Genomic DNA, 24,734 nt, shown 5'->3' with positions numbered 1-24,734 from the left:
CTGGCCGCACGCTGCTCTTCCCGCCGGGCGACGACGTCACCGCGGCCGTCGCCGCGGCCGTCGATGCCGCCGTCCCGCTGCTGGCCCGCCGAAACCTCGAGGAGTCGACTTGACCGCCGCACCGGACCAGGCCGGGTTGCACCTGCCCGACGGCAGTACGGCCCGTGCGGGCCACCGCTGCTGGATCGACCCCGAGAGCGCGGGCTGGCAGTACACCTCGCTGCGGATCCTGGACCTGCCGCCCGGCGGCGAGCGCACCTTCGGCACCGGGGAGAGCGAGTGGGTCCTGCTGCCGCTGGCCGGCGCCGCCACCCTCGACTGCGACGGCCGGCGGCTCGCCCTGCACGGCCGGCCCGACGTGTTCGGCGCCATCAGCGACTTCGCCTACCTGCCGCGCGATGCCACCGCCACCGTGCGCAGTGCGGCCGGCGGCCGGTTCGCCCTGGCCGGGGCCCGCTGCCGGGCCCGGCTGCCGGTGCGCTACGGTCCCGCGAGCGAGGTGCCGGTGGAGATCCGCGGCGCGGGCCACGCCACCCGTCAGGTCAACAACTTCGCGGGCGCCGACGTGTTCGAGACCGACCGGCTGATCGCGGTCGAAGTCCTCACCCCGGCCGGGAACTGGTCCTCCTTCCCACCCCACAAGCACGACCGACAGCGAGCGGGCCGGGAGGTGCGGCTGGAGGAGATCTACTGGTTCACCATCGCGGACGCACCGGACGGCACCCCCGGCTCGGGCTACCACCACGGTTACCCCTCCTGCGCCGCCTCCCGCTCGCGGGTGCTGGCCGAGGTCCGCACCGGGGACGCCGTGCTCGTCCCCGACGGCTACCACGGCCCCTCGATGGCCTCCCCCGGCTACGACATGTACTACCTCAACGCCATGGCCGGCCCGCTGCGCGGACCCGACCGCGCCTGGCTGGTCCGCGAGGACCCCGCCCACGCCTGGATCCGCGACACCTGGGCAGGGCAACCGCCCGACCCCAGGGTGCCGTTGTGCACCGCCCCGGCCCCCTCGGAGGGTTCCCGTTGACCACCGTACGGCTGACCTGCGCCCAGGCCCTGGTGCGGTTCCTGGCCCACCAGTTCACCGAACGCGACGGCGAGCGCCGGCGCCTGATCACCGCCTGCTGGGGCATCTTCGGTCACGGCAACGTCGCCGGCCTCGGCCAGGCGCTCCTGCAGGCCGGCCCGGACGGCCCCGACGGCATGCCCTTCCTGCAGGGCCGCAACGAGCAGGCGATGGTGCACGCCGCCGTCGGCCACGCCCGCCACAGCGGCCGGCTCAGCACGCACGCGGTCACCACCTCGATCGGGCCCGGCGCCACCAACCTGGTCACCGGCGCGGCCCTGGCCACCGTCAACCACCTGCCCGTGCTGCTGCTGCCCGGCGACGTCTTCGCGACCCGTCCCGCCGAGCCCGTGCTGCAACAGCTGGAGGCGCCGTGGGCGGGCGATCTGACGGTGAACGACGCGCTGCGCCCGGTCTGCCGCTACTTCGACCGGGTCTGGCGACCCGAGATGCTCATCGACGCGGCGCTACGGGCGGTGCGGGTGCTGACCGACCCCGTGGACACCGGCGCCGTGACCCTCGCCCTGCCGCAGGACGTCCAGGTGGAGGCGTACGACTGGCCCACGGCCTTCTTCGCCGACCGGATCTGGCCGATCCGGCGGCCGGGGCCGGACGAGGGCGAACTGGCGCGCGCCGTGGCCCTGATCCGCGCGGCGCGCCGTCCGCTGCTGGTGGCCGGCGGCGGCGTCCACCACAGCGCCGCCGAGCCGGCGCTGGCCGCGTTCGCCGAGGCCAGCGGCATCCCGGTCGCCGAGACCCAGTCCGGCAAGGGCTCGCTGCCCTGGGACCATCCCGCGCAGCTGGGCGCCATCGGCCACACCGGCACCGGCGCCGCCAACGCCGTGGCCGAGCGCGCCGACCTGGTGATCGGTGTCGGCACCCGCTGGACCGACTTCACCACCGCCTCCGCCACCCTGTTCGCCGATCCCGACGTGCGGTTCGTCAGCCTCAACATCGCCGCCCCCGACGCCCACAAGCTCGCCGGCAGCGCTCTGGTCGCCGACGCCCGCAGCGGCCTCGACCAGCTCACCACGGCACTGGCCGGGCACCGGGTGCCGGACGAGCACCGCGCCGCCTACACGCGGGCGGCCCGTCGTTGGCGGCAGGTCGTCGACGAGGCCCTGCGGGCACCGGACGGCGCGGTGCGGCCGACCCAGATCCAGTTGCTCGGCGTGCTGGCCGAGACCCTCACCGACCGGGACGTGCTGGTGAACGCGGCCGGCTCGCTCCCCGGCGACCTGCACCGGCTGTGGCGCGCTCGCGACCGGCGGCAGTACCACGTCGAGTACGGCTACTCCTGCATGGGCTACGAGATCCCCGCCGCGCTCGGCGTGCGCCTGGCCGACCCCGGGCGGGAGGTGTTCGCGCTGGTCGGCGACGGCACCTACCTGATGATGTCGAGTGAACTGGTCACCGCCGTCCAGGAAGGCATCAAGATCATCGTGGTGCTGGTGCAGAACCACGGCTACGCCTCCATCGGCGGCCTGTCCACCGCCGTGGGCGGCGAGGGCTACGGCACCGCCTACCGCTTCCGCGCCCCCGACGGCCGGTACACGGGTGCGCCGCTGCCCGTCGACCTCGGTGCGAACATGGCCAGCCTGGGCCTGGACGTGCTGCGCGCCGACACCGTCGACGAGCTGCGCCAGGCCCTGCGCGCCGCCCGCGCGGCGAGGCGCCCCACGGCCGTGCACGTGGAGACCGCGCCGCCGGACCCGGCCGCGCCGGCCCCCACCGCCTGGTGGGACGTCCCGGTCGCCGAGGTCGCCACCCGCGAGGCCGCCCGTCGCGCCCGCGAGCGCTACCAGCGGGCCAAACGCGCCCAGCGCCGCCACCTGTGAGGGGACGCTCGCGGTGCCGGCGCGGCACCGTGCCCCGCCCGGGCGAACCCGGACGGGGCACGGGGACGGGGTCCCGGGGGTGTTACGCCTTGCCCCAGGTCCCGCTCTGCCACAGGGCGCCGCCCGTGCTGGGCCCGCCGTTCTGCTGGTAGACGACGACGTTGCCGTCGTCCTGCACCTTGGCGTAGGCACCGGGGCTGTTCCAGGTGCGGGTGGACCAGATGATCTGGTTGTCGCCGTAGATGTCCAGAGCGCCTTGGCTGTCCATCACGGCGACCATGCCCGGGTGGTTCCAGGTGCCGGTGCTCCACAGCGCGGCGCCGTCGCTCTTGCGGTAGAGCACCAGGTTGCCGTCGGCCTGCATGACCAGCCAGGTCGTGTTCGACTCCACCCAGGTTCCGCCCGGCAGGCCGGTGTTGGAGGCCAGGGTGTCCGACGGGTTGTCGGTGTACTGGCCGTTGACCTGGGTCGGCACGAAGCCGGTCCTGGTCTGCCAGAGCGGCTGGGTGGCCGAGTCGTTGCCGAGCATCAGGTCACCGTCGACCAGCGCCGCGTACACGCCGGAGTGGCCCCAGGTCCCGCTGTTCCACAGGGCGCCGCCCGTGGTGGCGCCGCCGCCCTGGCGGTACAGGACGAAGTTGCCGTCGTTCTGCATCACGGCGTACGCGCCGTTGTTGCCGTAGGTGTTGGTGCCCCACAGCGGAAGGACGTGCTGGCCGGTGGGACCGACCAGGTAGAGCACCAGGTTGCCGTCCGTCTGCATGACCAGGGTGGTGTCACCGCTGGTCATGTTCTGCCCCGGCTGCAGCGACTGCCCCGGGGTCAGGAAGACGGGCGTCGCCGCGACGCCGGAGGCGGCCGGTGCCGCGTTGGAGCGCGCGTGCTGGCGCGGCATCGACCGCGTCGGGGCCTTCGCCGCGACAGCCGCCGGTGCCGGCGCCGGCGCGGCCACGGCCGCGGGTGCGGCGGTGGCCAGCGCGGTGGCGCCGATCAGGAACACGGCGGCACGCTTGAGCATGCGGTTGCGCATGTCAGGTAATCCCCCCTCAGATGAGTAGTGCGACTTTCATACACTCGCGCGGACCGTTCGTTGACGGCGGGGCATCACGCGCACGAAAATTCGGATCACGTGCGGTATGCCCAGGTCGGAGCGGACGGCGTCGCCGGCGAGCGCTTGGTCGATCGGTAGCTGCCGAGCCTCGAAGCCCCCCGGCGTCCCCCTGTCGCCGCTTCCTCCGCCCCGCCCGGCACCGCCCAAGCTTCGTGGCCCGCCGTCGCGACGGCAAGGCATTATCGCGCCCGGGATCCGGCCGGCCGCTGATCGCCCGTCACGGCACTGCTAGGGGATGAGGATCAGGCGGATCGGGTCGCCGGTCTTCTGTTCCAGTTGGGCGACCGCGTCGGCGGCGTCGGCCAGCGGGATGTGGGCGGTGATCGAGGGGGCGAGGTCGAGGCGGCCGGTGGCGGCCAGGCGGATGAGCTGGTCGACGTGGTCGGGGGTGGAGCCGTAGTGGCCGCGGACCTGGTTGCCCTGGTAGCTGAAGCGGGTGCCGTCGGTGATGGTGAGCGGTTTGCGGGTGAGCCCGGCCAGCACCATGATCCCGTGCCGGGCCAGCACGGTGGCGGCCTGTTCGCGCACCGCCGGGACGCCGGCGAAGTCGAGGGCGACGTCCAGTCCCAGGCCGCCCGTGGCGGCCCGGACGGCGGCGGCGAAGCCGGGGTCGGCGGGGTCGAGGGCGAGGTCGGCGCCGAAGGCCAGGGCCCGCTCGCGGGCGCCGGGCAGCGGGTCGACGGCGATCACGGGTGCGGCGCCGGCCAGTCGGGCGATCCGCACGCCGTGGGCGCCCAGGCCGCCGGCGCCCCAGACCCCCACGGCCTGGGCGGGCCGCACCTCGCCGGTGGCGACCACGGCCGCGTACGGGGTGGAGACCGCGTCGGGGATGATCGCGGCCTGGTCGAAGGGCAGGTGGTCGGGGATCGGGGCGAGGGTGTCCTCGCGGGCGATCGCGTACTGGGCCCAGCCGCCGTCGTAGTCCACGCCGCGGGTCAGGGTGCGCAGGCAACCGGCGCGGCGGCGCAGGCAGTTGGCGCAGCGTCCGCAGGACTGGCCGGCCTGCAGGGCGACCCGGGTGCCCACCGTCCAGCTCCCGGCCAGGTCGGGGCCCAGGGTGTGGATCGTGCCGGCGACCTCGTGCCCGAGGGTGACGGCGGCTGCGGTGGCGTAGGAGGGGGTGAGGCTGGAGTCGATCAGGTGGACGTCGGAGAGGCACACCCCGGCGGCCTTGACCTCGATGAGCACCTCCCCCGGTCCGGGCACCGGTACCGGGACCTCCTCGACGGCGAAGCGCCGCGGGTCGAGGTGGAGACGGCCGGCGAGCATGGTGTCCATGAGGTACCTCGTGCGTTCTCGAAGGGGGTTGCGGGGGGATCAGCCGCCGTAGACATCCTCGACGTAGCGGCCCTGGGCGATCAGGGTCCGCAGCCAGTCTTGGGCGTCCGCGTGGTCGGTGCCCGGGGTGCGCTCGCGGTACAGGCCCTGGAAGGCCTCGCGCACCCCCGGGGCCATCCGGGCGCCGTCGCCGCAGACGTAGACGTGGGCGCCGGCGTTCAGCAGTTGCCAGACGGTGTCGGCCTCGGCGGTGATGCGGTCCTGGACGAAGCGTCGGCCGGCTTCGGGGGCCTGACTGAAGGCCGGGCGCAGCGAGACGGCGCCGGCCCGCTCGGCGGCGTGCAGTTCGTGGGCGTGCAGGAAGTCGGCGTCGGGGGCGTCGCAGCCGAAGTAGCACAGCGCGGGGGCGAGCGGGGTGGCTGCGGTGGCGAGGTGGGCGCGGCGGTCCGCGATGGCGCCGCGGAAGGGGGCCAGTCCGGTGCCGGCGGCGATCATGATGACGGGGGTGTCGGCGGTGTGGTCGATGCGGAAGGCCTCGCGGCAGGGCTGGATCCGGGCGAGCACGGTGTCGCCGGGCTTCAGGGTGCTCAGGTGGGTGGAGCCGGTGCCGTGGAAGGTGCCGCGTCCGGAGCGGGCGGGGGCCTGGAGCACGGAGACCATGAGGTCGACGTGGTGGGGGTCGGTGGCCGGGGAGGAGGAGATGGAGTAGTGCCGGGGGCGGATCGCGGGCAGCAGGTCCAGCAGGACCGGCCAGGTGAGGGTCTCGCGCAGGGCGGGGTGGTCCTCGATGACGTCGAGCAGGCTGCGGTGGTCGTCCTCGCGCGCTTGCTCGGCGAGGGCGGTCAGGTCGGCTCGCTCGGGCGGGCAGGGGTTGAGCGCGGCCAGCGTGCGCAGCTGCCCGGCCGTGGGTCGGTCCTGCAACTCGACGTGGTGGGTGAGGAGTTGACGTATCGTCAGGGGCCGGTCGATGACGAGGGCGCCGGGGCGCGGGCGGGTGGCGGCGATGTTGAGGACGGTGTCGAGGTCGGCGTGCAGCAGGCGGGCGGTGCGCTCGACCAGGGCGGGGCTGTTGGCGGGGAGCACGGTGAGGTGGTCGCCGGTGCGGTAGCCGGTGCCCTCGGGCAGGGCGAGACGGACCAGGCGCTTGACGCGCGGGTGGTCGGGGCGGGTGAGGGTGTCGGTGTGGGTGACGGTCATGGCCGTCATGCCGTGCCGGGCCGCGAGGGCGTCCAGCGGCTGGCCGGTGACCTCGGTGACGGTGTAGCCGGGGCCGTCCTGCCCGGCGGGCGCTCCCGCGCTGGCGGGGTCGCCGTACTGGGCCAGCAGGGCGGTGCGCAGGGCGGCGGTGAAGTCCTTGACGGCGCCGGTCAGGTCGCCGGAGGCGTCCGCCTCGGCGCGCGGGAGCAGGCGGGTGGCGCCGAGCGCGGCGAGGCGCTCGTCGATCAGGGTGGGCACGCGCTGGTAGGTGGCGGACCAGTTGCGGTCGCCGACGCCGAGGACGGCGTAGCGCACGCCGGTGGCGGCACCCGGCTCGGCGTCCTGGAGCCACTGGACGAAGGCGGCGGCGTCGTCGGTGGGCCGGCCGTTGTAGGAGGCGGCGGTGATGACGAGGGGCCGGTCGGTGGGCAGGGCGGCGCGGTGGTCGTTGAGCGGGGCGGTGGCCGGCTCGCAGCCCAGGTCGGCCGTGGCGTCGGCGAGCCCGGTGGTGAAGGCGCGGCAGGTGCCGTAGTTGGAGCCGTGCAGCAGCAGGACCGCGGTGCCCTGGTGGACCCGGGTGGGCCGGGCGTCGTCGACGCCGGCGACTGTCGTGTCGGCGGTGGCCGGGGTGGGCGCGGCGGTGGTGGGCAGGGCGGCGTGGTTCGCGGCGCGGTCGTGGGGGGTGCGCGGCAGCAGGGTGAGGGTGAAGCCGTCCGGCTTGATGGTCAGCGACTGCTTGAGCGTCAACCGGTAGTCGGCGTGGTCGATCAGCCGGTAGCGGTGGACCAGCATGGCCAGCAGCATCGTTGCCTCGTGCAGCGCGAACTGGCGGCCGATGCAGGCGCGTTCGCCGGTGCCGAACGGTTTGAAGGCGTGCGGGGAGCGGGCCGCCTCCGCCTCGGGGGCGAACCGGGCGGGGTCGAACAGCTCGGGGTTGTCGCCCCAGGCCGGGTCGCGGTGCAGCATCGTGGTCAGCACGCCGACGCTCTGGCCGGCGCGCAGCGGGATGCGCCCGCCGAGCAGGGTGTCCTGGCGGGCCTGGCGGGCGAAGCCGGGGGCGGTGGGCCACAGGCGCAGGGTCTCGTTGAGGACCTGGCGGGTGTAGCGCAGTTGGCCGACGTCCTCGAAGGTGGGTTCGACGTCGGTGGCGTCCCCCCACAGCTGGTCCACCTCGCGTTGGAGCAGGCGCAGGGCGGTGGGGTGCTCGGTCAGGTGGTGCAGGGCGAAGGCGAGGGTGCCGGAGGTGGTCTCGTGGCCGGCGATCAGGAAGGTGATCACCTGGTTGCGGATGTTCTCCAGGTCCAGGGTGCTGCCGTCGCCCGGGTGCCTGGCGGTGAGCATCAGGCCGAGCAGGTCCTGCGGCTGCCCGGCCCGGGTGGCCCCGGCGCTGGTGCGGCGGGCGATGACCTCGTCGACCACGGCGGCCAGGTGGGCGGCGTCCGCGCGCATCGCCTCGTCGTGTTCGGTGTGGTCGAGGCCGGGGGTGCGGGACAGCCGGGTCATCGCCCACTGCAGGCAGCGGACCATGGCGCTGACGAACGGGTGCGGCTCGGTGCGTTCGAAGGAGCCGAAGTCGAAGCCGAAGCCGGCCAGCCCGATGGTGTCCAGGGTCATCCGGGTCATGTCCTCGGCCACCTCGACGGGGGTGCCGGTGGTGGCGTGGTGGTCCCAGGAGGTGATCAGGCGGCGGGCGACCCGCAGCATGACGGGGTGGTAGGTGCGCATCGAGCCGAGCGCGAAGGCCGGCATCAGGATGTCGTGGGCTCTGGCCCAGTTGGGTTCGTCGTTGTAGGCGGTGAACAGGCCGTCGCCGGTGAACTCCCGGACGTTCTCCAGCGCCGGGCCGACCGCCTTGGTGAACCGCTGCTCGTCGGCCAGCTCGGTGACCAGGTCCAGGCTGCTGACGAAGAGGGTGTCGTGGCCGTGCGTGCGCTGCACGAAGGCCGGGCCGTGGCGGCGGGCCAGCTCCATGTGGCGCAGGGTGGGGGTGGTGGTCGGGCCGGCGGTGGAGAGGTCGATGACGGGGACGTCGCCGGCGGGGGTGACGCGGTCGGCGTCGGGCTGCGGCACGAGCAGGGTCTCGGTCACGGTGAGTTGCCCTCCGGATGGCGGGTTCGGCGGTGCCGCCGCCCGGGTGCGGGCGGTTGTCTCCACCCTGGCGCGGCGACCGGGTCATGCGGGCGCCCTGTCCTACATGATTGTGTAGTGGCCTCGGGTGCGCCGATCTTGCGCGGGCCGACGGTGCGGGTGTAGGCGGACGGGAGCACGGTATGGACTCTGGTGGCACGGCCTCCTCCGGTACCACCGGCGGCCCGCCGGATCGTGATCAGGCGGTGGTCTGGCGCAACTGGGCGCTGCTCCTGTTCGACCGGTTGCCGATACCGACCGCGCTGTGCGACGCCCACGGGACGATCCTGCTGGCCAACCCGGCGATGGCCGCCGAGTGGGGCACCCTGCCCGGGCGGCTGGCCGGTCGCAGGGCGCTGGACCTCTTCCGTCCGAAGACCGCCGCCCGGCTCGATCCGATCGCCGACGCGGTCCGGCACCACCGCAGGTCGCGGTATCCGATCGAGGTGTCCTGGCAGGCGGGCGGCGACGTGGAGCGGCACGGGGAGATGACCGTCGACCTGGTCAGCGACACGCCGGACGCCCTGCCCCACCTGCTCCTGCTGCTGCGGGTGCGGGACGAGGAGCCCGCCGCGCCCGGGCCGCAGGAGGGCGCCAGGGCGCGGGTGAGCGCGGTGGAGGCGCGGATCCTGGCGCTGGCGGCGGGCGGCGCCACGACCGCGCGGATCGCGGCGGGGGTGGGCCTGACCGTGGACGGGGTCAACTACCACCTGGGGCGGCTGTCGCGGCGCTGGGGAACGGCGAACCGCACGGCCCTGGTGGCACGGGCGTACGTGACGGGTGTCCTCGCGCCGGGTGTCTGGCCGCCAGAACCCGGCGGGACGGCGCCGGAGGCGCCCTGAAGCGCGGCCTGGGGTGCGGCCCGCGGCCCGCTGCGGCGAGCCCACGTGACCACGGCTCGCGCCGGCAGTTGAATCGGCCCGGCAACCGTTCCTACCTGCGGAGACCTGATGCGCAACCTCATCCGACCCACCGTCACCGGCGCCCTGCTCGGCGCGGTCACCCTGGCCGCCGTCCCGGCGGCCGTCGCGGCGAACACCACCACCTCGCTCCCGGCGATCTCCACGGCCCCGTCGGGGCCGTCCGCCCATCAGAGCGTCCCGGTCGGGGCGATCACCGACGTCGGCGACCTGACCAAGGTCGCCTACCTGGGCCCCGAACTCACCGGCCTCCTCGGGCGCTGACCGCCGTCACCGAACGTACCGTCACCACGACCACGTCGGCGGCCCACCACCCTGGGCCGCCGGGGGCCGAAGCCCCGGTCAGCTGACGGTGGTCGTGCTGAGGGTCTGGCTGGAGGCGGGGTAGCACGTGGTGGGGACGTTGACGGTGAAGAACGCGACGGGGACGGTCGCGGTGAAGGTCAGCCCGGGGTCCGTGTAGCTGGTGCCGCCGAGCGTGGTCTGCACGGTGCTGCCGGACGCGCCGGCCTGCAGGTTCAGGGTGAGCGCGGGCAGCGTGAACGTGCTGCCGCCGGCGACCGAGCTGTTCACCGTGATCACGACGTCGTTGCCGTTGACCGCGACGCTCGTGCCGCTGGGGTCGATGCCGGACCCGCCCGAGGCCGACTCGCCGAGCAGGGTGGCGTTCGCGGGGATCGGGATGGTGAGTTGGATGTCGTTGATGGACTGGATGCTGTACCCGCTCACCGTGCTGGGGACGGTGAGCGCGTCGGGGGCGAGCGTGATGGAGAACTGGCTGCCGGCCGCCACCGAGTCCGGCGCGGTGGCGTTGACCCCGGCGTTGAGGTCGAAGGTCTGCGCGGAGCCGATCGGCGGCGTCGCCTGGCACGAGAAGTCGACGGCCGTGTCGGCCGCCGACGCGGGAGTCGCGCACAGCCCGGCCGCGATCGCCAACCCGCCGGCCAGCACGATCGGAGCACGCCTGAGGAGGGACGTCTTTCTCATCTAACTCTCCTGCTTTTCCTGGGAGTTGGAGCCTCGGCCCGGCCTTTCCCCGGCCATGCCAAGGGGTTTCAGGATGAGTGCCGCCCTCGGGCACAACAAGCCTTGAAGCCACGGGACTTGAGAACGTTTTCGGCCATTCTCGGCACACTTCCCACGTCCCTGCCGTTCACATGATAGAGGCCCCGCGGACAGCACACCGCAAGATCCGCGGCACGCCCTCCTCGCGCCGGGTGCCCCCGATACACTCCGTTGACAGCGAACTGACCCTCCGCCAGGAGTACGCACGTGGCCACGGCAACCTCCCGCACCACCCCTCCCCCGCCGCCCGAGCTCGACCCCTGCGCCATCCGGCGGTGGCGCGAGGAGGGCGGCGAGTTGATCGACCTGCTCACCCGGGCACGGGCGCTCGGCGGGGTCAGCACCCTGCGGCTCGGCCCCACCCCGACCGTGCTGGTCACCGACCCGGGCGCGATCCAGCACGTCCTCGCCCAGCACGCGGACCGCTACGTCAAGCGCTCGCACCGGCTGCGCGCCCTGCTCGGCGACGGGGTGCTGTCCGCCAGCGGCGAGCCCTGGAAGAAGCAACGCCGCTTCCTGCAGGCCCACTTCACCGGCCAGGGGATCCGCCGCTTCGAGCGGCAGATGCAGGACGCGGCCCGGCGGACCGCCGAGCGCTGGGCGCACGCCGCGCGCACCGGCCAGGTCCGCGACATCGGCGAGGACCTGCGGTTCTTCTCCCTCGACACCATCTGGCGCTCGCTGACCGGGCACCAGGTGGACGAGGACACCTACCGTCAGCTCCAGGTCACCGACACGGTGTTCGCCGCCCTGCCGCCCTTTCCCCCGGCGAACGCCGGCCCGCAGCCCGACCTGACCGCCGGCCTGGCCGAGATCGACGCGGTCGCCGCGGGTGCGATCGCCCACGCCCGTGCCAACCCGCCGGGGCCGGACGGCCCGGGCCTGCTGCACACCCTGCTGGCCGCCGCGGCCGAGCACCCCGAGTACACCGAGCGGCTGATCCGCGACGAACTGGTCACCCTGCTGGTCGCCGGCTACGAGACCACCGCGACCACCCTGAGCTGGCTGTACCTGCTGCTCGCCGAGCACCCCGAGCAGCGCGCCTGGGCCCTGGCGGCCGGCCCGGCGGGTTCACCGGCGCGCGCCGAGGCCGTGCGGGCACTGATCAGCGAGACCCTGCGGCTCTACCCGGCGGCCTGGCTGATGCCCCGTTACGCCACCGAGGACGACACCCTCGCCGGCCACCGCATCGAGGCCGGCAGCTCCATCCTCACCTGCCCCTACCTGACCCACCGCGACCCGCTGCTGTGGCCCGACCCCGACCACTTCCGCCCCCGGCGCTTCCTCGGCACCGACCACCGCCCCACCCAACCCGGCGCCTACTACCCCTTCGGCATCGGCCCACGCGCCTGCCTGGGCATGCAGTTCGCCCTGCGGGAGATGACCGTCCTGCTCGACCACCTGCTGCCCGCCTTCACACCGGCCCCGCGGACCACCGTCCCCGCCAGGGCCGTCTTCGCCATCACCGTCCACCCCGACGGCCCCATCCCGGCCACCATCACCACCGAACCCTGACCACCGAACCCTGACCACCAATCCGCGTCACCGGCCCGCGTCACCGGCCCACGGGCCGCGGTCACGGGTCGGGGCGGCCGCGCCGAACGCCAGCCCCCGGAAGGCGTTCCGGATGCCGGTGAGGGGCTGGCGGTCGCGGGTGTGGAAGACCTTGTTGGTCAGCAGGACCGCCCAACGGCGTTGCCCGGGTGAGATCCACATGCCGGTGCCGGTGAAGCCGTAGTGCGCCCAGATGCCATCGGCGAGGTCGGTGCCGGGTGCCGGGTGCCAGAACAGGCCACGGGCCGGCTCCAGTTGGCCGGTGTGGACGGTCAGGGACTCCTCGGTCCAGGCCGGGCCGAAGGCGGCTCGGGTGGCCGCGGCGGTGGGGGCGAGGAGGTGGCGCAGGAAGCGGGCCAGGTCGTCGGCGGTCGAGAAGACGCCGGCGATGCCGCAGACGCCGGCGAGGAGGCGGGCGGAGACGTCGTGGACGGTGCCCTTGAGGTGGCAACCGGTGTCCTGGTCGAGTTCGGTGGGCGCGCAGCGGGCGGTCAGGTCGGCGGGCAGCGGACCGAAGCGGGTGGCGTCCATGCCGAGCGGCGACCAGATCCGCGTGGTGGCGAGTCGGTCGAGTGGTCGGCCGGTGAGGTGTTCGGCGAGGTAGCCGAGGATGAGCGCGGCCCGGTCGGTGTACTCGACGGCCTCACCCGGCGGGCGGTGCAGGGCCTCCCGCAGGACACCCGCCCGGATGGCGGCGGGGTCGGTGCCGTAGAGCTCCTTCAGCTGGGCGCGCGGTGGGACGCCGGCGGTGTGGGTGAGCAGGTTCCGTGCGGTGACCCGGCCCAGGGGGTGGCCGGCCACCTCGGGCCAGAAGTCGCCGAGCGGTTCGTCGAGCGGGAGCCGGCCGGCCTGGCGGAGGGTGCCGACGGTGGACCAGACGGCCAGGATCTTGGTGAGGCTGGCGACGTCGAAGACGGCGTCCGCCGGCATCGGCACCTGCGGCCCGGTGGGGTCGAGGACGCCCACGGTGCCGCGTGCCCGGGTGCCGGCGGCGTCGCCGAGGGCCCACACGGCACCGGGGTAGACGTGGTCGCGGGCGCCGTCGGCCAGGAGCCGGTGGATGCGGTCGGTGTCGGGTGTCAACTGGTCACCTCCGGGGAGAGCCCGGCGTCAGCCGTCGAAACGCTGGCCGGATGGGCGAGGGAGTACACCACGCGTGTCCTGCCCGCCCGTGACCGCGGGCACCCCCGCGAACCCGTGCCGTTCTTCCCCACCACCCCCTTCGCCGCGCTCCCCGGTCAGTGGTGGACGTGGTGGCTGAGGACGGCGTGCGGGTCGGGGCTGCCGGGGGTGGTGGTCTGCGGGTCGGTGTGGACGGTGGCGGCGGTGAGGCGGGGCACGGCGTGGATGAGGGCGTGCTCGGCGTCGGCGGCGATGGCGTGGGCCTGCAGGACGGTCAGCCGCGGGTCGACCACGATGTCGGTCTCGGCGCGCAGCACGTGGCCGATCCAGCGCATCCGCACCTGGCCGATGTGCTGGACGCCCGCGACGGCGCGCAGGGCGGTCTCCGCCCTGTCGACCAGCACCGGGTCGACGCAGTCCATCAGCCGGCGGTAGACCTCGCGGGCGGCGCCGCCCAGCACCCGCAGGATCGCGGCGGTGATCAGCAGGCCCACGATCGGGTCGGCGGCCCGCCAGCCCAGTGCCGCGCCGCCGGCGCCCAGCAGCACGGCGAGGGAGGCGAAGCCGTCGGTGCGGGCGTGCAGGCCGTCGGCCACCAGGGCGGCGGAGCCGATCCGGCGGCCGGTGCGGATGCGGTAGCGGGCCACCCACTCGTTGCCGACGAACCCGGCGACGGCGGCCACCGCGACCGCCCACGGGTGGGTGATGTCGCGCGGGTCGAGCAGCCGGTCAACGGCCTGGTGGGCGGCCAGCGCGCAGGAGGCGGCGATGGTGAGCACGATGGCGATGCCGGCCAGGTCCTCGGCACGGCCGTAGCCGTAGGTGTAGCGGCGGTTGGCCGCCCGCCGGCCCAGGACGAACGCGATGCCCAGCGGCACCGCGGTCAGCGCGTCGGCCGCGTTGTGGATGGTGTCGCCGAGCAGCGCGACCGAGCCGGACAGCGCGACCACCGTCGCCTGGATCACCGTGGTGGTCCCGAGGATGCCCAGCGACAGCCACAGGGTGCGCATGCCCTCACGGGAGGTCTCCACCGCGGAGTCGACCTTGTCCATGGCCTCGTGGCCGTGCGGGGTGACCAGGTGCGCGAGCCGGTGGCGCAGCCGCGCCCACCGGCCCCGGTCGTGGCGGTGCCGGTGGTGGGTGTGGTCGCCGTGGTCGGGCCGGTGGTGGGTGTAGGTCTGCTCGCTCACGGTGCGTCGCGCCTCTCGGACTCGGGGCCCGGTCCCCCCACCATTGTGTGCATGCGAGCGCACGCGTGCATCTATGAGGTGCGAGGCTGGCGAAGTACAGAAAACTTGACACCATGTCGAGTCTGCTCAACACTCCCGATGTCACGTTTTCTTGACATGGGGAGTGGAAGTGGCGTTCGAGGAGAAGCGTGCCTGGATCACGGTCCTGGTCACGATCACGTCCTACGCGGCGTACCTGGCCGTCGTGCTGGGCCGGCCGGGGAGCGTGCCGCTGGCCCGGACGCCCTACGCGTCCGCGCTGGTGTGGACGGTCGGCGCGGCGATCGCCGCGGCGATCGTGCTGCACGTCGTGGTGGCGGCCCGGTCGCCCGAGGGGGCGGAGGCCAAGGACCAGCGCGACCGCGAGATCCACCGCTTCGGCACGTACATCGGGCAGTCGTTCGTGGTGGTCGGCGGCGTGGCCGGGCTCGTCCTGGCGATGGCCGGCCTCGGTCAGTTCTGGATCGCCAACGCGATCTACCTGGCGTTCGTCCTGTCCGCGCTGCTCGGCTCCGCGGCGAAGATCGTCGCCTACCGGCTGGGCTTCTGCCCGTGGTGAGGCCGACCAGGGTCACCAACACGATCCGCGCCCTGCGGTTCGCCAACGGCGAGATGACCCAGGCCGAACTCGCCCGCCGGATCGGGGTGACCCGTCAGACCGTCATCGCCATCGAGCAGGGCCGCTACTCGCCCTCGCTGGAGATGGCCTTCCAGATCGCCCGCGTGTTCGCCGTTCCGCTCGACGACGTGTTCCAGTACCCCGAGTCCGAGGGAGAGACCCCGTGAAGGCCATCGTCCACGACAGCTACGGACCGCCCTCGGTGCTGCGCCTCGAGGAGGTCGAGCAGCCGGTGCCCGGCCGTGGCGAGGTGCTCGTCCAGGTCCACGCCTCCGCCGTCGACCAGGGCGTCTGGCACCTCACGGCGGGTCTGCCGTATCCGATCCGCGCCACGCCCTACGGCCTGCGCGGGCACCGGGCCCGCGTGCGGGGCACGGACGTGGCGGGGGTCGTGGAGGCGGTCGGCCCGGAGGTCACCCGCTTCCGGCCGGGCGAGGAGGTGTACGGCAGCTGCGAAGGGGCGTTCGCCGAGTACGCGTGCGCCAGGGAGGACCGGCTGGCCCCGAAGCCGGGCAACCTCGGTTTCGAACAGGCGGCCGCCGTCCCGGTCTCCGGGGTGACCGCGCTCCAGGCCCTGCGCGACAGCGGGCGGTTGCGGGCCGGGCAGAGCGTCCTGGTCATCGGCGCGGCGGGCGGCGTGGGCAGCTTCGCCGTGCAGCTGGCCAAGGCCTATGGCGCGCACGTCACCGGCGTCTGCGGCACCGCCAAGGTGGACCTGGTCCGCTCCCTCGGCGCGGACCGCGTCCTCGATTACACCCGCGAGGAGCCCACCGACGGCCAGCGCCGCTACGACCTGGTCCTCGACATCGCCGGCAACCGCCCGCTGTCCCGGCTGCGCCGCGTCCTCACCCCGCGCGGGACCCTGGTCATCGTCGGCGGTGAGGGCGGTGGCCGGTGGATCGGCGGCCTCGACCGGCAGCTGCGGGCGCTCCTGCTGTCCCCGTTCGTCAGCCAGCGGCTGCGTGTGCTCGCCTCCCGGCAGCACCACGGTGACCTGCGGCTCCTCGCGGAGCTCATCGAGGCCGGCTCGGTGACCCCCGCCGTCGACCGCGCCTACCCGCTGGCCGATGCCCCCGAGGCCGTCCGCCACCTGCGTCAGGGCCGCGTGCGCGGCAAGCTCGTCATCCGGGTGCGCGAGGGGGCGTCCGGGCGGGCCTGAGGCCCCGCCCTCCAGGTCAGCGGCGCGGCCCGGCCTTGGTGCCCGCGGTGGGCGGGCGGCCGTCCTCGGTGTCCCGCTCGTCGTGGGCGGTGATCCCGCCGGCGGGGTGGTGGATGGCCCGGATGTCACCGCGTGAGCAGGGCCTGTTCCTGCTGTGGGGTGAAGCCCCTGGTCAGGGGCGGTTCGCCGCGGGCGCGGTCCCAGGCCAGCACGTCGGCCGCCGTCACCTCCAGCAAGGTGGCGGGCAGGCCCGCCGCCCGGGCGCGGGCCGAACTACGCTGCTGGGAAGGCCAGTTGGTGCGCACCAGCGGGAACAGCGGGGGCAGTTGCCCGGGTGGCGGCGAGACCGGCACGATCTCGACCCGGCTGCCCGCCACCCGCGCGCAGGTCTCGATCAGGTCGCCGAGCGTGGTCGGCTCGGCCGGTCCCACCGCGTGGAACGCGCCGCCCCGGTCGTCGACGAGCAGTTGCACCACCAGGCGGGCCAGGTCACGGGAGTCGATGATCTGCACCGGCTGCTCGGGGTCGGCGGGCAGTGCCACCCGCCCGCCGCGCGCGGCCCGGCGCACCCAGTAGGTGAACATGTCGGAGGGGTCGTGCGGGCCGGCCACCTTTCCCGGGCGCACGATCGTGGCGCGCGATCCGTGGCGGGCCAGCACGTCGTCCTCGCAGGCCACCTTGGCCGGGCCGTAGGTGTCGTCGTCGAGGTCCGCGGTGTGCCGGACGTGCCGGACGGGGGCGCGGCGCGGGGTGGACTCGTCCGATCCCGGTGCCACGCCCGTGCGTTGGTAGACGGCGTGGCTGGAGACGAACAGGTAGCGGCCGACCCGCTCCCCCAGCGCGTCCATCGCCTGCCCGACCTGCTGCGGCAGGTAGCCGCTGACGTCCACCACGGCGTCCCAGCTGCCGTCGCGCAGTGCGGCGTGGTCGCCGGTGTCGCGATCGCCGACGAGCCGGGGCAGGTCGGGGAACAGGTCGGTGCCGGTCCTGCCGCGGCCGAACAGGGTGACCTCGGCGCCGGTGCGCAGGGCGTCCTCGACGATGGCGCGGCCGACGAATGAGGTGCCGCCAAGTACCAGGATCCGCATGGCGGTTGAGCCTACCGCTGGGAGGAGCGGGGTTCGAGGTGGAAGTCGAAGGCGACGGTGCCGGGGTCGAGGGCGCTGACGCCGCCGTCGACGGTGAGGACGGCGCCGTTGACGAAGGAGGCGGCGGGCGAGAGCAGCCAGGTGATGGCCTCGGCGACCTCGCGCGGCTCGCCGGGGCGGCGCGTGGGGATCAGCCGGGTGGCCTCCTGGTAGGCGGCCTCGATGCCGTCCGTGCCCTCGCCCAGGCCCGCCGTCTGGGCGAGGCGCGCCATCGGCCGGTCGGCCATGTCGGTGCGCACCCAGCTGGGGCAGACGGTGTTGGCGCGCAGTCCGCGGGACCCGTAGTCGACGGCCAACGAGCGGCAGAGCTGGAGCAGGGCGGCCTTGGACGTCGCGTACGCGGCGTTGCCCACGCCGTTGCGCAGCGCGGAGACCGAGGCGACCGCGACCACCGAGCCGCGGGCTTCCAGCAGGTGCGGGAGCGCGGCGCGCAGCAGCAGGAAGGGGCCGGTGAGGTTGGTGCGCATCACCAGCTCCCAGTCCTCGACCGACAGCTCGCCGACCCCTCCGCCGCGTCCGACGCCCGCGTTGAGGACCAGCCCGTCCAGGCGTCCGTGGGTGGCCACGGTCGCCTGGACCAGGGCCTGGACGGCGTCGGGGTCGGCGATGTCGGCGGGGTGGTCATGGGCGCCGGTCTCCTGCGCGATGCGGCGCAGCGGTTCGGGGCGGCGGCCGGAGACGACCACCTGGTGGCCGGCCTGGGCCAGCAGGTGGGCGGTCGCGGCGCCGATGCCGGTTCCGCCGCCGGTGACGAGGAAAACTCGCTTGTCCGCCATGGTCGTTCAGCCCCCGCCGCGTCTCGCTTCGCCGTCTGCGTGATCATACGCATACGCGCTGCCATCGCGGGGGTGCGGGTGCCGGGTGAGGCGCAGCTCACGAACGGCGGGGCAACCGGCCACGGTGCGCGGTGGAGTGATTGCCGAGCGTGACGATCCGGGGGGCCGCCGGGACCGGGGGTTGGCAGGTGAGCCGTCGTCAGGAGGCAGGGCCCGTCGGGGCTTCGGGGGGCGCGGGGTGGTGCGCGGGGATCGGCCCGGGTGTGGGCGGGGTGGGCGGCGCGGGCCTCGAAACCAAATGGGGCAAATCGGGCAAACTGCCCCTTTCTTCCTTTAAACGTCTCATACGCGTTTCATTGACAGTTCACGAACTACCGGGCAAGAATCCCGTCACCCGGCGGCGCCTCCACGGAGAACGACCGCCGGGTCCAAAGACCAGGACCGCCTGATCGCCCGTGTGGGCGCGTGCCGTCCGTCGCATCACGAACAGTCCGAAGGACCCCTGCCCCGGCACCCCCATACCCTGCTCCGCCGCCCTGTCGCTCCTGCCGCTAGGAAGACCACGATGCCCGGCTCCACTCGCTCAGCAGCCTCTGCCCGGCCCGTCCGTGCGGCCGCCCTCGGCGCGCTCGGCGTGGTGACGGTCCTGGCCACGGTCAGCGGCTGCGCCGGCACGGGCGCCAAGAGCACCGACGCGACGGCGGCCACGACGGCGCCCGCGACGGGACGGGCGGCCGGACAGCTCTCCGCGGCGCAGCTGCCCGACGGCGCCGCCGAGGGCTGGCAGCCGCTCGCCGCCCCCCGCGTCCAGGCCGTGACCAGCGCCATCCAGCTCAACGAGTGCGCGTCCGTCCAGGGCGCCGCCGACTGGCAGCAGCAGGCCTACGTCAGTGTCCACCGCACGCCCGCCGAGCAGGACCTGTTCACCTTCTCCGACGGTTCCGCCGCCGGGGCGGCCTACCAGAGCCTGCTGACGCAGATGGCCGGCTGCCAGGCCGCCTCCCGCGCCCTGCAGACCAAGTCCCTGGGCAGCGCGGACGCCCAGGTCACCACGACCGCCACCACCGCCGGGGGCACCGCCTGGTCGCGCCGGTGGACCGGTGTCGAGGGCCTGTCCGCGGGCGGCCCGCAGACCGACCACCTCTACGCCGTCCAGCGGGGCAGTGCCCTGGCCGTCGTCCACTTCGACGAATGGGACGCGACCCACGCCCCCGCCTACGACACCCGCTCCGACGGGGCCCTGCTCACCTCGATCGCCCGCCAGCTCGCCTAGCCACCTGCCTCCCGCTCCCCCCAGCAGCCCCTCCCAGGAGACATCCATGCCTTCCTACGGTCCTGCCCTCCGTCGTTGCCTCGTCGGCCTGCTCGGCGTCGGCGCCACCTCCCTGCTGGCCGCCGTCCCGGCGCACGCCGTCTCCGCCGTCAGTGGCGGCATCTCCCCCGACGAGGTCATCCAGCGGGCCAAGAGCTGGGTCAGCGAGGGTGTGCCGTACGACCAGGGCGCCACCCACACGGACGCCAACGGGAGTTACCGCGAGGACTGCTCCGGGTTCGTCTCCATGGCCTGGCACCTGAGTTCCAGCCTGGTCACCCAGACCCTGCCCGGCGTCTCCGCCCAGATCACCACCTCCCAGCTCCAGCCCGGGGACGCGCTCGACTACACGGCCGACCACGTGATCCTCTTCGGCAACTGGATCGACCAGGCCGCCGGGACCTTCGACTACTACTCCGAGCAGAACCCCAGCGTGCTGACCAGCGAGTACCAGGGCAGCCTCGACGCCAGCTCGCTGGCCGGCTGGCCCACCAGCTACTACACGCCGCTGCGCTACGACAAGATCACGGGCAGCGCCACCACCACGCCCGCCCCGGCGCCCGCGCCCACGCCGGCCCCGGCACCCGCGCCCGCTCCCGCGCCGGCGCCGGCCCCGGTGCCCGGGCCCGGCGAGGGCTGGCACTACCCCTGGTAACACGCGGCACCCGTCCGTCGGGAGGGCCGGCCCTCGCACCCCGCGAGGTCCGGCCCTCCCGTCGTGTCCGGCGGGGCCCGCTTCACCAGCACGGATGAATTGCCGGTCCGGCAGGGTGCCCCGTGGCATGCCGGGGCGGCTGCTCGGGTACCGGTGTCTGGTCCAGTCACCGCCCCCGTCAGGCCCCAGCTCCGGAGATCCGCATGTCCACCGGCTCTGCCGCGCGCAACTGCCCGTTCGACTTCGCCGAGGCCCTCGAGTTCGACCCGGTGCTGCGGCACCTGATGACCGACGAACCCGTCGCCCGGATCCGGCTGCCCTACGGCGAGGGGGACGCCTGGCTGGTCACCGGCTACGACGACGTGCGGACGGTCACCACCGACCGGCGTTTCAGCCGCCACGCCGTCATCGGGCGGGACTTCCCGCGGATGACGCCGGAGCCGATCGTGCAGGCCGAGGCGATCAACGTGATGGACCCGCCGGCCAGCAGCCGGCTGCGCAGCCTGGTCTCCAAGGGCTTCGCCGCCGACCACCTGGAGCGCATGCGGGCGCGCACCCAGCTGGTCGTGGACGAGCTGCTCGACCAGATGGCGGAGCACGGCTCCCCCGCCGACCTGATGGAACACCTGGCCCACCCGCTGCCCCTGATCACGATCTGCGAGGTCCTGGAGATCCCCGAGGCCGACCGCGCGCAGCTGCGCGGCCACGCCCGGACCATGATGGACGTCGGCCTCGACAACAAGGCCGCCGCCGTGCGGGCCAAGGCCGAACTGCGGTCCTACTTCGCCACGCTGACGGCCCGGCGCCGTGAGCACCCCGGCGAGGACCTGATCAGCGCCCTGGCCACCGCCCGGGACGGCGACGAGATCCTCGACGCTCAGGAACTGACCGTGATGGCGATGGTCCTGCTGATCACGGGCCAGGACACCACGACGTACGAGATCGGGAACCTCGCCTACACCCTGCTCACCCGCCCCGCCGAGCTGGCCCGGCTGCGCGAGCACCCCGGGCTGCTGCCGCAGGCCATCCAGGAGCTCCTGCGTTTCATCCCCTTCCGCAAGGGGGTCGGCATCCCCCGGGTCGCCACCGAGGACGTGGAGCTGAGCGGGGTGACCATCCGGGCCGGCGACATCGTGCACGTCTCCTACCTGACCGCCAACCGGGACGCCCGCAAGTTCGAGCGACCGGACGAGCTGGACCTGGACCGCACCACCCCCTCCCACATGACCTTCGGTTGGGGTGCCCACCACTGCCTGGGCGCGCCGCTGGCCGCCATCGAACTCGAGATCGCCCTCGGTACCCTGTTGGCGCGTTTCCCCGAGCTCACCCTGGCCAAGGCCGCCGAGGAGATCCGCTGGAACACCACCTCGATCTGGCGCTACCCGCTCGCCCTGCCCGTCACCTGGTGACACGCACACGGACGGGCCGGGTGCACGCCGACGTGCACCCGTGACCCGTTCGCCGTACATTGAATCGAATCGCAGCTGCCCCGCACGGAGAGAATCCGATCCTCGACGGTCCGCCCGTCCGCACCCCTTGAGGGAATTCGGCCATGCGCCCCGCGGTGGACCACCGTCCGCTAGGAGGAGATCCCAATGGCGGTTCTGTGCAGACCGGCGGTCGCGGTCCCCGATCACGTCATCACCAACGAGGAAACCCTCGAACTGGCTCGTAGGCTGCACGGGGACCATCCGCAGCTGGAACTGGCCCTGCGCCTGATCGAGCACACGGGCGTGCGCAAGCGCCATCTGATCCAGCCCATCGACGTGGTGTTGGAGCATCCGGGACTGGCCGCGCGCAGCACCGTCTACGAGGCCGAGTCCAAGGCCCGCGTCCCCACGGTGGTGCGGCAGGCGTTGGAGCACGCGCAACTGGAGCCCCAGCAGATCGATTTGATCATCTACGTCTCCTGCACCGGCTTCATGATGCCCTCGCTGACCGCCTGGCTCATCAACAGCATGGACTTCCGGCCACAGACCCGGCAGATGCCGATCGCCCAACTCGGTTGCGCGGCGGGCGGTGCGGCCGTCAACCGGGCCCACGACTTCTGCACCGCCTATCCCGAGGCCAACGTGCTGATCGTGGCCTGCGAGTTCTGCTCGCTCTGCTACCAGCCGACCGATCTCGGAGTGGGGTCGCTGCTGTCCAACGGCCTGTTCGGGGACGGGATCGCCGCGGCGGTGGTCCGCGGGGAGGGCGGTACCGGCATCCGCCTGGAACGCAACGGCTCCTACCTCATACCGAACACCGAGGAGTGGATCTCCTACGCGATCCGTCCCACCGGCTTCCACTTCCAGCTCGACAAGCGGGTGCCGGGGACCATGGAACCGCTCAGCCCGGCGCTGCAGGAGGTCGCCGAGCAACACCAGTGGAACGCCGGCAAGTTGGACTTCTACATCATCCACGCGGGCGGGCCGCGCATCCTGGACGACCTGTGCCGTTTCCTGGACGTGCCGCCCGAGGCGTTCCGCTTCAGCCGCGCCACCCTCACCGAGTACGGCAACATCGCCAGCGCGGTGGTGCTCGACGCCCTGGGTCGGCTCTTCGACGAGCAGTCGGCGCTGGACGGGCATCGCGGCATGCTGGCCGGTTTCGGCCCCGGCATCACCGCCGAGATCTCGCTGGGCACCTGGGTGGCGCCCGACTGAGCCGCCGGGCCGTGCTGTTCGGCGTCGGCTCCGCCGCTCAGTGCCGCTGCTCGACGTCGGCGCGGACGGCGCGCATGATCGGGGCGACGTCGGTGGCGGTGAAGCCGAGTTTGGTGTTGGTGCCGTCGCCCTTCAGCAGCAGGGTCACGCCGGCCGCCGTGGTGGTGGTGAACCAGGAGCAGGTGGTGGCCGCGGTGGTCAGCAGGCCGGCCTGGACGAGGGTGGTGTCGCAGATGGCGCGGCCGCCGTGGGGGCCGGGGTCGGTGTCCAGGGCGCTGGTGGTCATCCGGTCGCCGGCGCCGTCGTCGCGGGTGGCGGGGAGCTGGTCGAGGGCGTCGTGCAGCTTGTCGGGGTCGAAGCCGGTGCCGTTGAGGCCCGAGTAGAAGATCCAGGCGCCATCCGCCTGGTCGTCGTAGTAGGCGTGGACGGGGGTGCCGGAGATGCCGAGTTTCCTGGTGCTCTGCTGCATGTCCGTGTCGTACTGCTGGATCAGGTCGGCCGCGGGCTGGCCCTGCTGGTAGCCGGCGGCGGTCGCCGGCGTGGTCAGCACCCACGAGGGGCCGGTGCCCGTGCCGGCCCCCGCGCCCTTGGTGGCCGCGGGGGCCGGGTTCGCCTGTTTGGCACCGCTCGAGCCGCCACCGGTGGGGCCGCAGGCCGACAGGGCGAGCAGGCCGCCGGCGACGCACGCGGCCAGCGCCGCCCTCGTCGATCGCGCGGATGCGGAACTGGCCACGATCGGCCTCCTCTTGAGCGGGGCGGGGACCGGACGAGCACGCCGTGGACCCGGGGACGCCGGCAGTCTGGCAGCCGCGCGAGGCCGCGGCAGCCCGCCGCGCAAGCAACGCTTGACCCCCCTCGACAGTGGAGCTGTCGGCGCGCGTGGCAGGATGCGTCCCGGGAGGACAACGCCGTGGAACTCGATCCCAGACGGCTGCTCGTGCTGCACGCGATCGCGCGGCACGGCGGTTTGGCGCCGGCGGCGCGCGCGCTCGGGCAGACCCGCTCCGCGCTCTCGCAGCAACTGGCCCGCCTGGAGCGGGAGGTGGGGCTGGCCCTGGTGGACCGCTCCGGCGGCCGGCTGCAACTGACCGCGCCCGGCCGGCTGCTGGCCTCGACCGGCGACCGTATCAGCCGTGAACTCGCGGCCGCCAGCGAACAGTTGAGTTCGGCGGGTGGGCGGCTGCGGGGGCCGGTGGCGATCGGTGCCAGTTCCTGGGTACTGACCCGGATCGCGGTCGGGGCGGTGGAGCTGCTCACCCGCCGGCACCCGGGCATCACCCCGAGGATCGTCGAGACCGGGCTGGTGGAGGGCCTGCGCCGGTTGCGGCTGGGCGAGTTGGACGTCCTGGTGATCTCGGACGACCGGGAGACCGCGGTGCCGCTGCCGCCCTCGGTGCGGGCCCGGGTGCTGATCGAGGACGAGTACCGTCTCGTCGTCCCGGACGGGTGGCAGACGCCCTCCGGTGCCGCCGAGCTCTCCGGCCGCCCCTGGATCAGCGCGCCCGCCCACACCGCGCGCGCTCGTGCCTTCGCCCGCCTGGCCGCCGAGCACCACATCGTCCCCTGCCTCGAGCACCTCGCCGAGCACCCGCTCACCGTCCAGGCCCTGCTGGCCGGGCAGCTCGGCGCCGCGATCATGCCCGCCTACTTCGCGGCGCAGCTGGAGCGGGCGCGGGTGACCGCCGTCCCGGTCGCCGGGCGCCTGATCGCCCGCGTGCTGTACCGCACCTCCCCCGTCGCCGGCGGCGCGCTGGCGCGGGCGGCCCTGGAGGCGTTGCGGCAGGCGGGCCGCGACCACGCGGAGCAGGAGGCGGTGGCGGGCCGCGCGGTGCGTGAGGCCCTCGTCGGCTCGCTGCGCGACCCCAGTGAGGAGGACGGGCGGCGCATCTGAGCCGCCGCCCGGGCAG

Annotated in this window: 22 protein-coding genes; 13 read left to right on the top strand and 9 right to left on the bottom strand. The window is 73.9% G+C overall.

The genetic code is table 11. From position 1 onward, the window contains the following. Positions 1-109 precede the first annotated feature (109 nt). Both iolB and iolD read left to right on the top strand, forming a co-directional pair. Positions 110-1,030 carry a 5-deoxy-glucuronate isomerase gene (iolB, locus tag ACIGXM_RS21660; RefSeq protein WP_396563249.1) on the top strand — a complete coding sequence of 307 codons (921 nt, stop codon included), beginning with the start codon at positions 110-112 and terminating at the stop codon, positions 1,028-1,030. Then, on the top strand, positions 1,027-2,907 hold the full coding sequence (gene iolD, locus ACIGXM_RS21655) for a 3D-(3,5/4)-trihydroxycyclohexane-1,2-dione acylhydrolase (decyclizing) (RefSeq protein WP_396563247.1): 1,881 nt from the start codon (positions 1,027-1,029) through the stop codon (positions 2,905-2,907). The genes iolB and iolD overlap by 4 nt, the downstream gene beginning before the upstream one ends. An 82-nt stretch (positions 2,908-2,989) precedes the next feature. On the opposite strand, the gene ACIGXM_RS21650 is transcribed toward iolD, so the two are convergent. From ACIGXM_RS21650 to ACIGXM_RS21640, 3 genes are all read right to left on the bottom strand, one after another. Beyond that, positions 2,990-3,937 carry a hypothetical protein gene (locus tag ACIGXM_RS21650; protein ID WP_396563246.1) on the bottom strand — a complete coding sequence of 316 codons (948 nt, stop codon included), beginning with the start codon at positions 3,935-3,937 and terminating at the stop codon, positions 2,990-2,992. 309 nt (positions 3,938-4,246) lie between these two features. Further along, positions 4,247-5,296, bottom strand: coding sequence for a zinc-binding dehydrogenase (locus ACIGXM_RS21645; RefSeq protein WP_396563244.1), 1,050 nt, complete (start codon positions 5,294-5,296; stop codon positions 4,247-4,249). A gap of 39 nt (positions 5,297-5,335) precedes the next feature. Continuing rightward, on the bottom strand, positions 5,336-8,581 hold the full coding sequence (locus tag ACIGXM_RS21640; RefSeq protein ID WP_396563242.1) for a bifunctional cytochrome P450/NADPH--P450 reductase: 3,246 nt from the start codon (positions 8,579-8,581) through the stop codon (positions 5,336-5,338). Between the two features lie 182 nt (positions 8,582-8,763). On the opposite strand from ACIGXM_RS21640, the gene ACIGXM_RS21635 reads away from it, so the two are divergent. Beyond that, positions 8,764-9,462: a PAS domain-containing protein gene (locus tag ACIGXM_RS21635; RefSeq protein ID WP_396563240.1), complete on the top strand. Its 699-nt coding sequence runs from the start codon at positions 8,764-8,766 to the stop codon at positions 9,460-9,462. A 108-nt stretch (positions 9,463-9,570) separates the two neighbouring features. Next, positions 9,571-9,804 carry a hypothetical protein gene (locus ACIGXM_RS21630; RefSeq protein WP_396563238.1) on the top strand — a complete coding sequence of 78 codons (234 nt, stop codon included), beginning with the start codon at positions 9,571-9,573 and terminating at the stop codon, positions 9,802-9,804. 78 nt (positions 9,805-9,882) lie between these two features. On the opposite strand, the gene ACIGXM_RS21625 is transcribed toward ACIGXM_RS21630, so the two are convergent. After that, a complete protein-coding gene (locus tag ACIGXM_RS21625; RefSeq protein WP_396563236.1) occupies positions 9,883-10,527 on the bottom strand; it encodes a hypothetical protein in 645 nt (214 codons plus the stop codon). Positions 10,528-10,812: 285 nt separating this feature from the next. Between ACIGXM_RS21625 and ACIGXM_RS21620 the strand changes: the two genes are divergently transcribed. Next, a complete protein-coding gene (locus ACIGXM_RS21620) occupies positions 10,813-12,120 on the top strand; it encodes a cytochrome P450 (protein ID WP_396563235.1) in 1,308 nt (435 codons plus the stop codon). 27 nt (positions 12,121-12,147) lie between these two features. Here ACIGXM_RS21620 and ACIGXM_RS21615 read toward each other — a convergent pair whose 3' ends face one another. After that, positions 12,148-13,242 carry a serine hydrolase domain-containing protein gene (locus ACIGXM_RS21615; RefSeq protein WP_396563233.1) on the bottom strand — a complete coding sequence of 365 codons (1,095 nt, stop codon included), beginning with the start codon at positions 13,240-13,242 and terminating at the stop codon, positions 12,148-12,150. A gap of 155 nt (positions 13,243-13,397) precedes the next feature. Then, positions 13,398-14,381 carry a cation diffusion facilitator family transporter gene (locus ACIGXM_RS21610; protein ID WP_396563560.1) on the bottom strand — a complete coding sequence of 328 codons (984 nt, stop codon included), beginning with the start codon at positions 14,379-14,381 and terminating at the stop codon, positions 13,398-13,400. A gap of 259 nt (positions 14,382-14,640) precedes the next feature. On the opposite strand from ACIGXM_RS21610, the gene ACIGXM_RS21605 reads away from it, so the two are divergent. Genes ACIGXM_RS21605 through ACIGXM_RS21595 form a run of 3 tightly spaced genes read left to right on the top strand, consistent with a single transcriptional unit; the run spans position 14,641 to position 16,288 of the window. After that, a complete protein-coding gene (locus ACIGXM_RS21605) occupies positions 14,641-15,069 on the top strand; it encodes a hypothetical protein (RefSeq protein ID WP_396563231.1) in 429 nt (142 codons plus the stop codon). Between the two features lie 23 nt (positions 15,070-15,092). Next, positions 15,093-15,296, top strand: a complete 204-nt coding sequence (locus ACIGXM_RS21600; RefSeq protein WP_396563558.1) for a helix-turn-helix transcriptional regulator — start codon at positions 15,093-15,095, stop codon at positions 15,294-15,296. Further along, entirely contained in the window at positions 15,293-16,288 is a 996-nt protein-coding gene (locus ACIGXM_RS21595) for an NAD(P)-dependent alcohol dehydrogenase (protein ID WP_396563229.1), read from the top strand. The genes ACIGXM_RS21600 and ACIGXM_RS21595 overlap by 4 nt, the downstream gene beginning before the upstream one ends. A gap of 125 nt (positions 16,289-16,413) precedes the next feature. Here ACIGXM_RS21595 and ACIGXM_RS21590 read toward each other — a convergent pair whose 3' ends face one another. Together ACIGXM_RS21590 and ACIGXM_RS21585 are read right to left on the bottom strand one after the other, a co-directional pair. Next, positions 16,414-17,376, bottom strand: a complete 963-nt coding sequence (locus ACIGXM_RS21590; RefSeq protein WP_396563227.1) for an NAD-dependent epimerase/dehydratase family protein — start codon at positions 17,374-17,376, stop codon at positions 16,414-16,416. Between the two features lie 11 nt (positions 17,377-17,387). Beyond that, positions 17,388-18,212, bottom strand: coding sequence for an SDR family NAD(P)-dependent oxidoreductase (locus tag ACIGXM_RS21585; RefSeq protein ID WP_396563225.1), 825 nt, complete (start codon positions 18,210-18,212; stop codon positions 17,388-17,390). Between the two features lie 565 nt (positions 18,213-18,777). On the opposite strand from ACIGXM_RS21585, the gene ACIGXM_RS21580 reads away from it, so the two are divergent. The 4 genes from ACIGXM_RS21580 to ACIGXM_RS21565 all read left to right on the top strand — a co-directional run bounded on the left by ACIGXM_RS21580 (position 18,778) and on the right by ACIGXM_RS21565 (position 22,827). Then, the gene (locus ACIGXM_RS21580) at positions 18,778-19,485 is read left to right on the top strand and encodes a hypothetical protein (RefSeq protein WP_396563223.1); all 708 of its coding nucleotides are present in this window, start codon (positions 18,778-18,780) and stop codon (positions 19,483-19,485) included. A gap of 46 nt (positions 19,486-19,531) precedes the next feature. Continuing rightward, positions 19,532-20,179: a hypothetical protein gene (locus ACIGXM_RS21575; protein WP_396563221.1), complete on the top strand. Its 648-nt coding sequence runs from the start codon at positions 19,532-19,534 to the stop codon at positions 20,177-20,179. Between the two features lie 203 nt (positions 20,180-20,382). Continuing rightward, positions 20,383-21,588, top strand: a complete 1,206-nt coding sequence (locus ACIGXM_RS21570; RefSeq protein ID WP_396563219.1) for a cytochrome P450 — start codon at positions 20,383-20,385, stop codon at positions 21,586-21,588. Between the two features lie 186 nt (positions 21,589-21,774). Then, positions 21,775-22,827, top strand: coding sequence for a type III polyketide synthase (locus tag ACIGXM_RS21565; RefSeq protein WP_396563217.1), 1,053 nt, complete (start codon positions 21,775-21,777; stop codon positions 22,825-22,827). A gap of 37 nt (positions 22,828-22,864) precedes the next feature. Here the strand turns inward: ACIGXM_RS21565 and ACIGXM_RS21560 are convergent, their stop codons facing one another. Beyond that, positions 22,865-23,560, bottom strand: coding sequence for a hypothetical protein (locus tag ACIGXM_RS21560; RefSeq protein WP_396563215.1), 696 nt, complete (start codon positions 23,558-23,560; stop codon positions 22,865-22,867). A gap of 177 nt (positions 23,561-23,737) precedes the next feature. Between ACIGXM_RS21560 and ACIGXM_RS21555 the strand changes: the two genes are divergently transcribed. Then, a complete protein-coding gene (locus tag ACIGXM_RS21555; RefSeq protein WP_396563213.1) occupies positions 23,738-24,718 on the top strand; it encodes a LysR family transcriptional regulator in 981 nt (326 codons plus the stop codon). Positions 24,719-24,734 lie beyond the last annotated feature (16 nt).

The organism is Kitasatospora sp. NPDC052896, from assembly GCF_044547075.1.
GTDB lineage: Bacteria > Actinomycetota > Actinomycetes > Streptomycetales > Streptomycetaceae > Kitasatospora.
This window is presented reverse-complemented; position numbering and strand designations above follow the sequence as displayed.

What these genes read in the sequence shown, in the direction of transcription:
- ACIGXM_RS21650 (WP_396563246.1), bottom strand. Translation starts at nt 3,937, where the DNA reads ATGCGCAACCGCATGCTCAAGCGTGCCGCCGTGTTCCTGATCGGCGCC.
- ACIGXM_RS21645 (WP_396563244.1), bottom strand. Translation starts at nt 5,296, where the DNA reads ATGGACACCATGCTCGCCGGCCGTCTCCACCTCGACCCGCGGCGCTTC.
- ACIGXM_RS21635 (WP_396563240.1), top strand. Translation starts at nt 8,764, where the DNA reads ATGGACTCTGGTGGCACGGCCTCCTCCGGTACCACCGGCGGCCCGCCG.
- ACIGXM_RS21630 (WP_396563238.1), top strand. Translation starts at nt 9,571, where the DNA reads ATGCGCAACCTCATCCGACCCACCGTCACCGGCGCCCTGCTCGGCGCG.
- ACIGXM_RS21625 (WP_396563236.1), bottom strand. Translation starts at nt 10,527, where the DNA reads ATGAGAAAGACGTCCCTCCTCAGGCGTGCTCCGATCGTGCTGGCCGGC.
- ACIGXM_RS21590 (WP_396563227.1), bottom strand. Translation starts at nt 17,376, where the DNA reads ATGCGGATCCTGGTACTTGGCGGCACCTCATTCGTCGGCCGCGCCATC.
- ACIGXM_RS21585 (WP_396563225.1), bottom strand. Translation starts at nt 18,212, where the DNA reads ATGGCGGACAAGCGAGTTTTCCTCGTCACCGGCGGCGGAACCGGCATC.
- ACIGXM_RS21580 (WP_396563223.1), top strand. Translation starts at nt 18,778, where the DNA reads ATGCCCGGCTCCACTCGCTCAGCAGCCTCTGCCCGGCCCGTCCGTGCG.
- ACIGXM_RS21575 (WP_396563221.1), top strand. Translation starts at nt 19,532, where the DNA reads ATGCCTTCCTACGGTCCTGCCCTCCGTCGTTGCCTCGTCGGCCTGCTC.
- ACIGXM_RS21570 (WP_396563219.1), top strand. Translation starts at nt 20,383, where the DNA reads ATGTCCACCGGCTCTGCCGCGCGCAACTGCCCGTTCGACTTCGCCGAG.
- ACIGXM_RS21565 (WP_396563217.1), top strand. Translation starts at nt 21,775, where the DNA reads ATGGCGGTTCTGTGCAGACCGGCGGTCGCGGTCCCCGATCACGTCATC.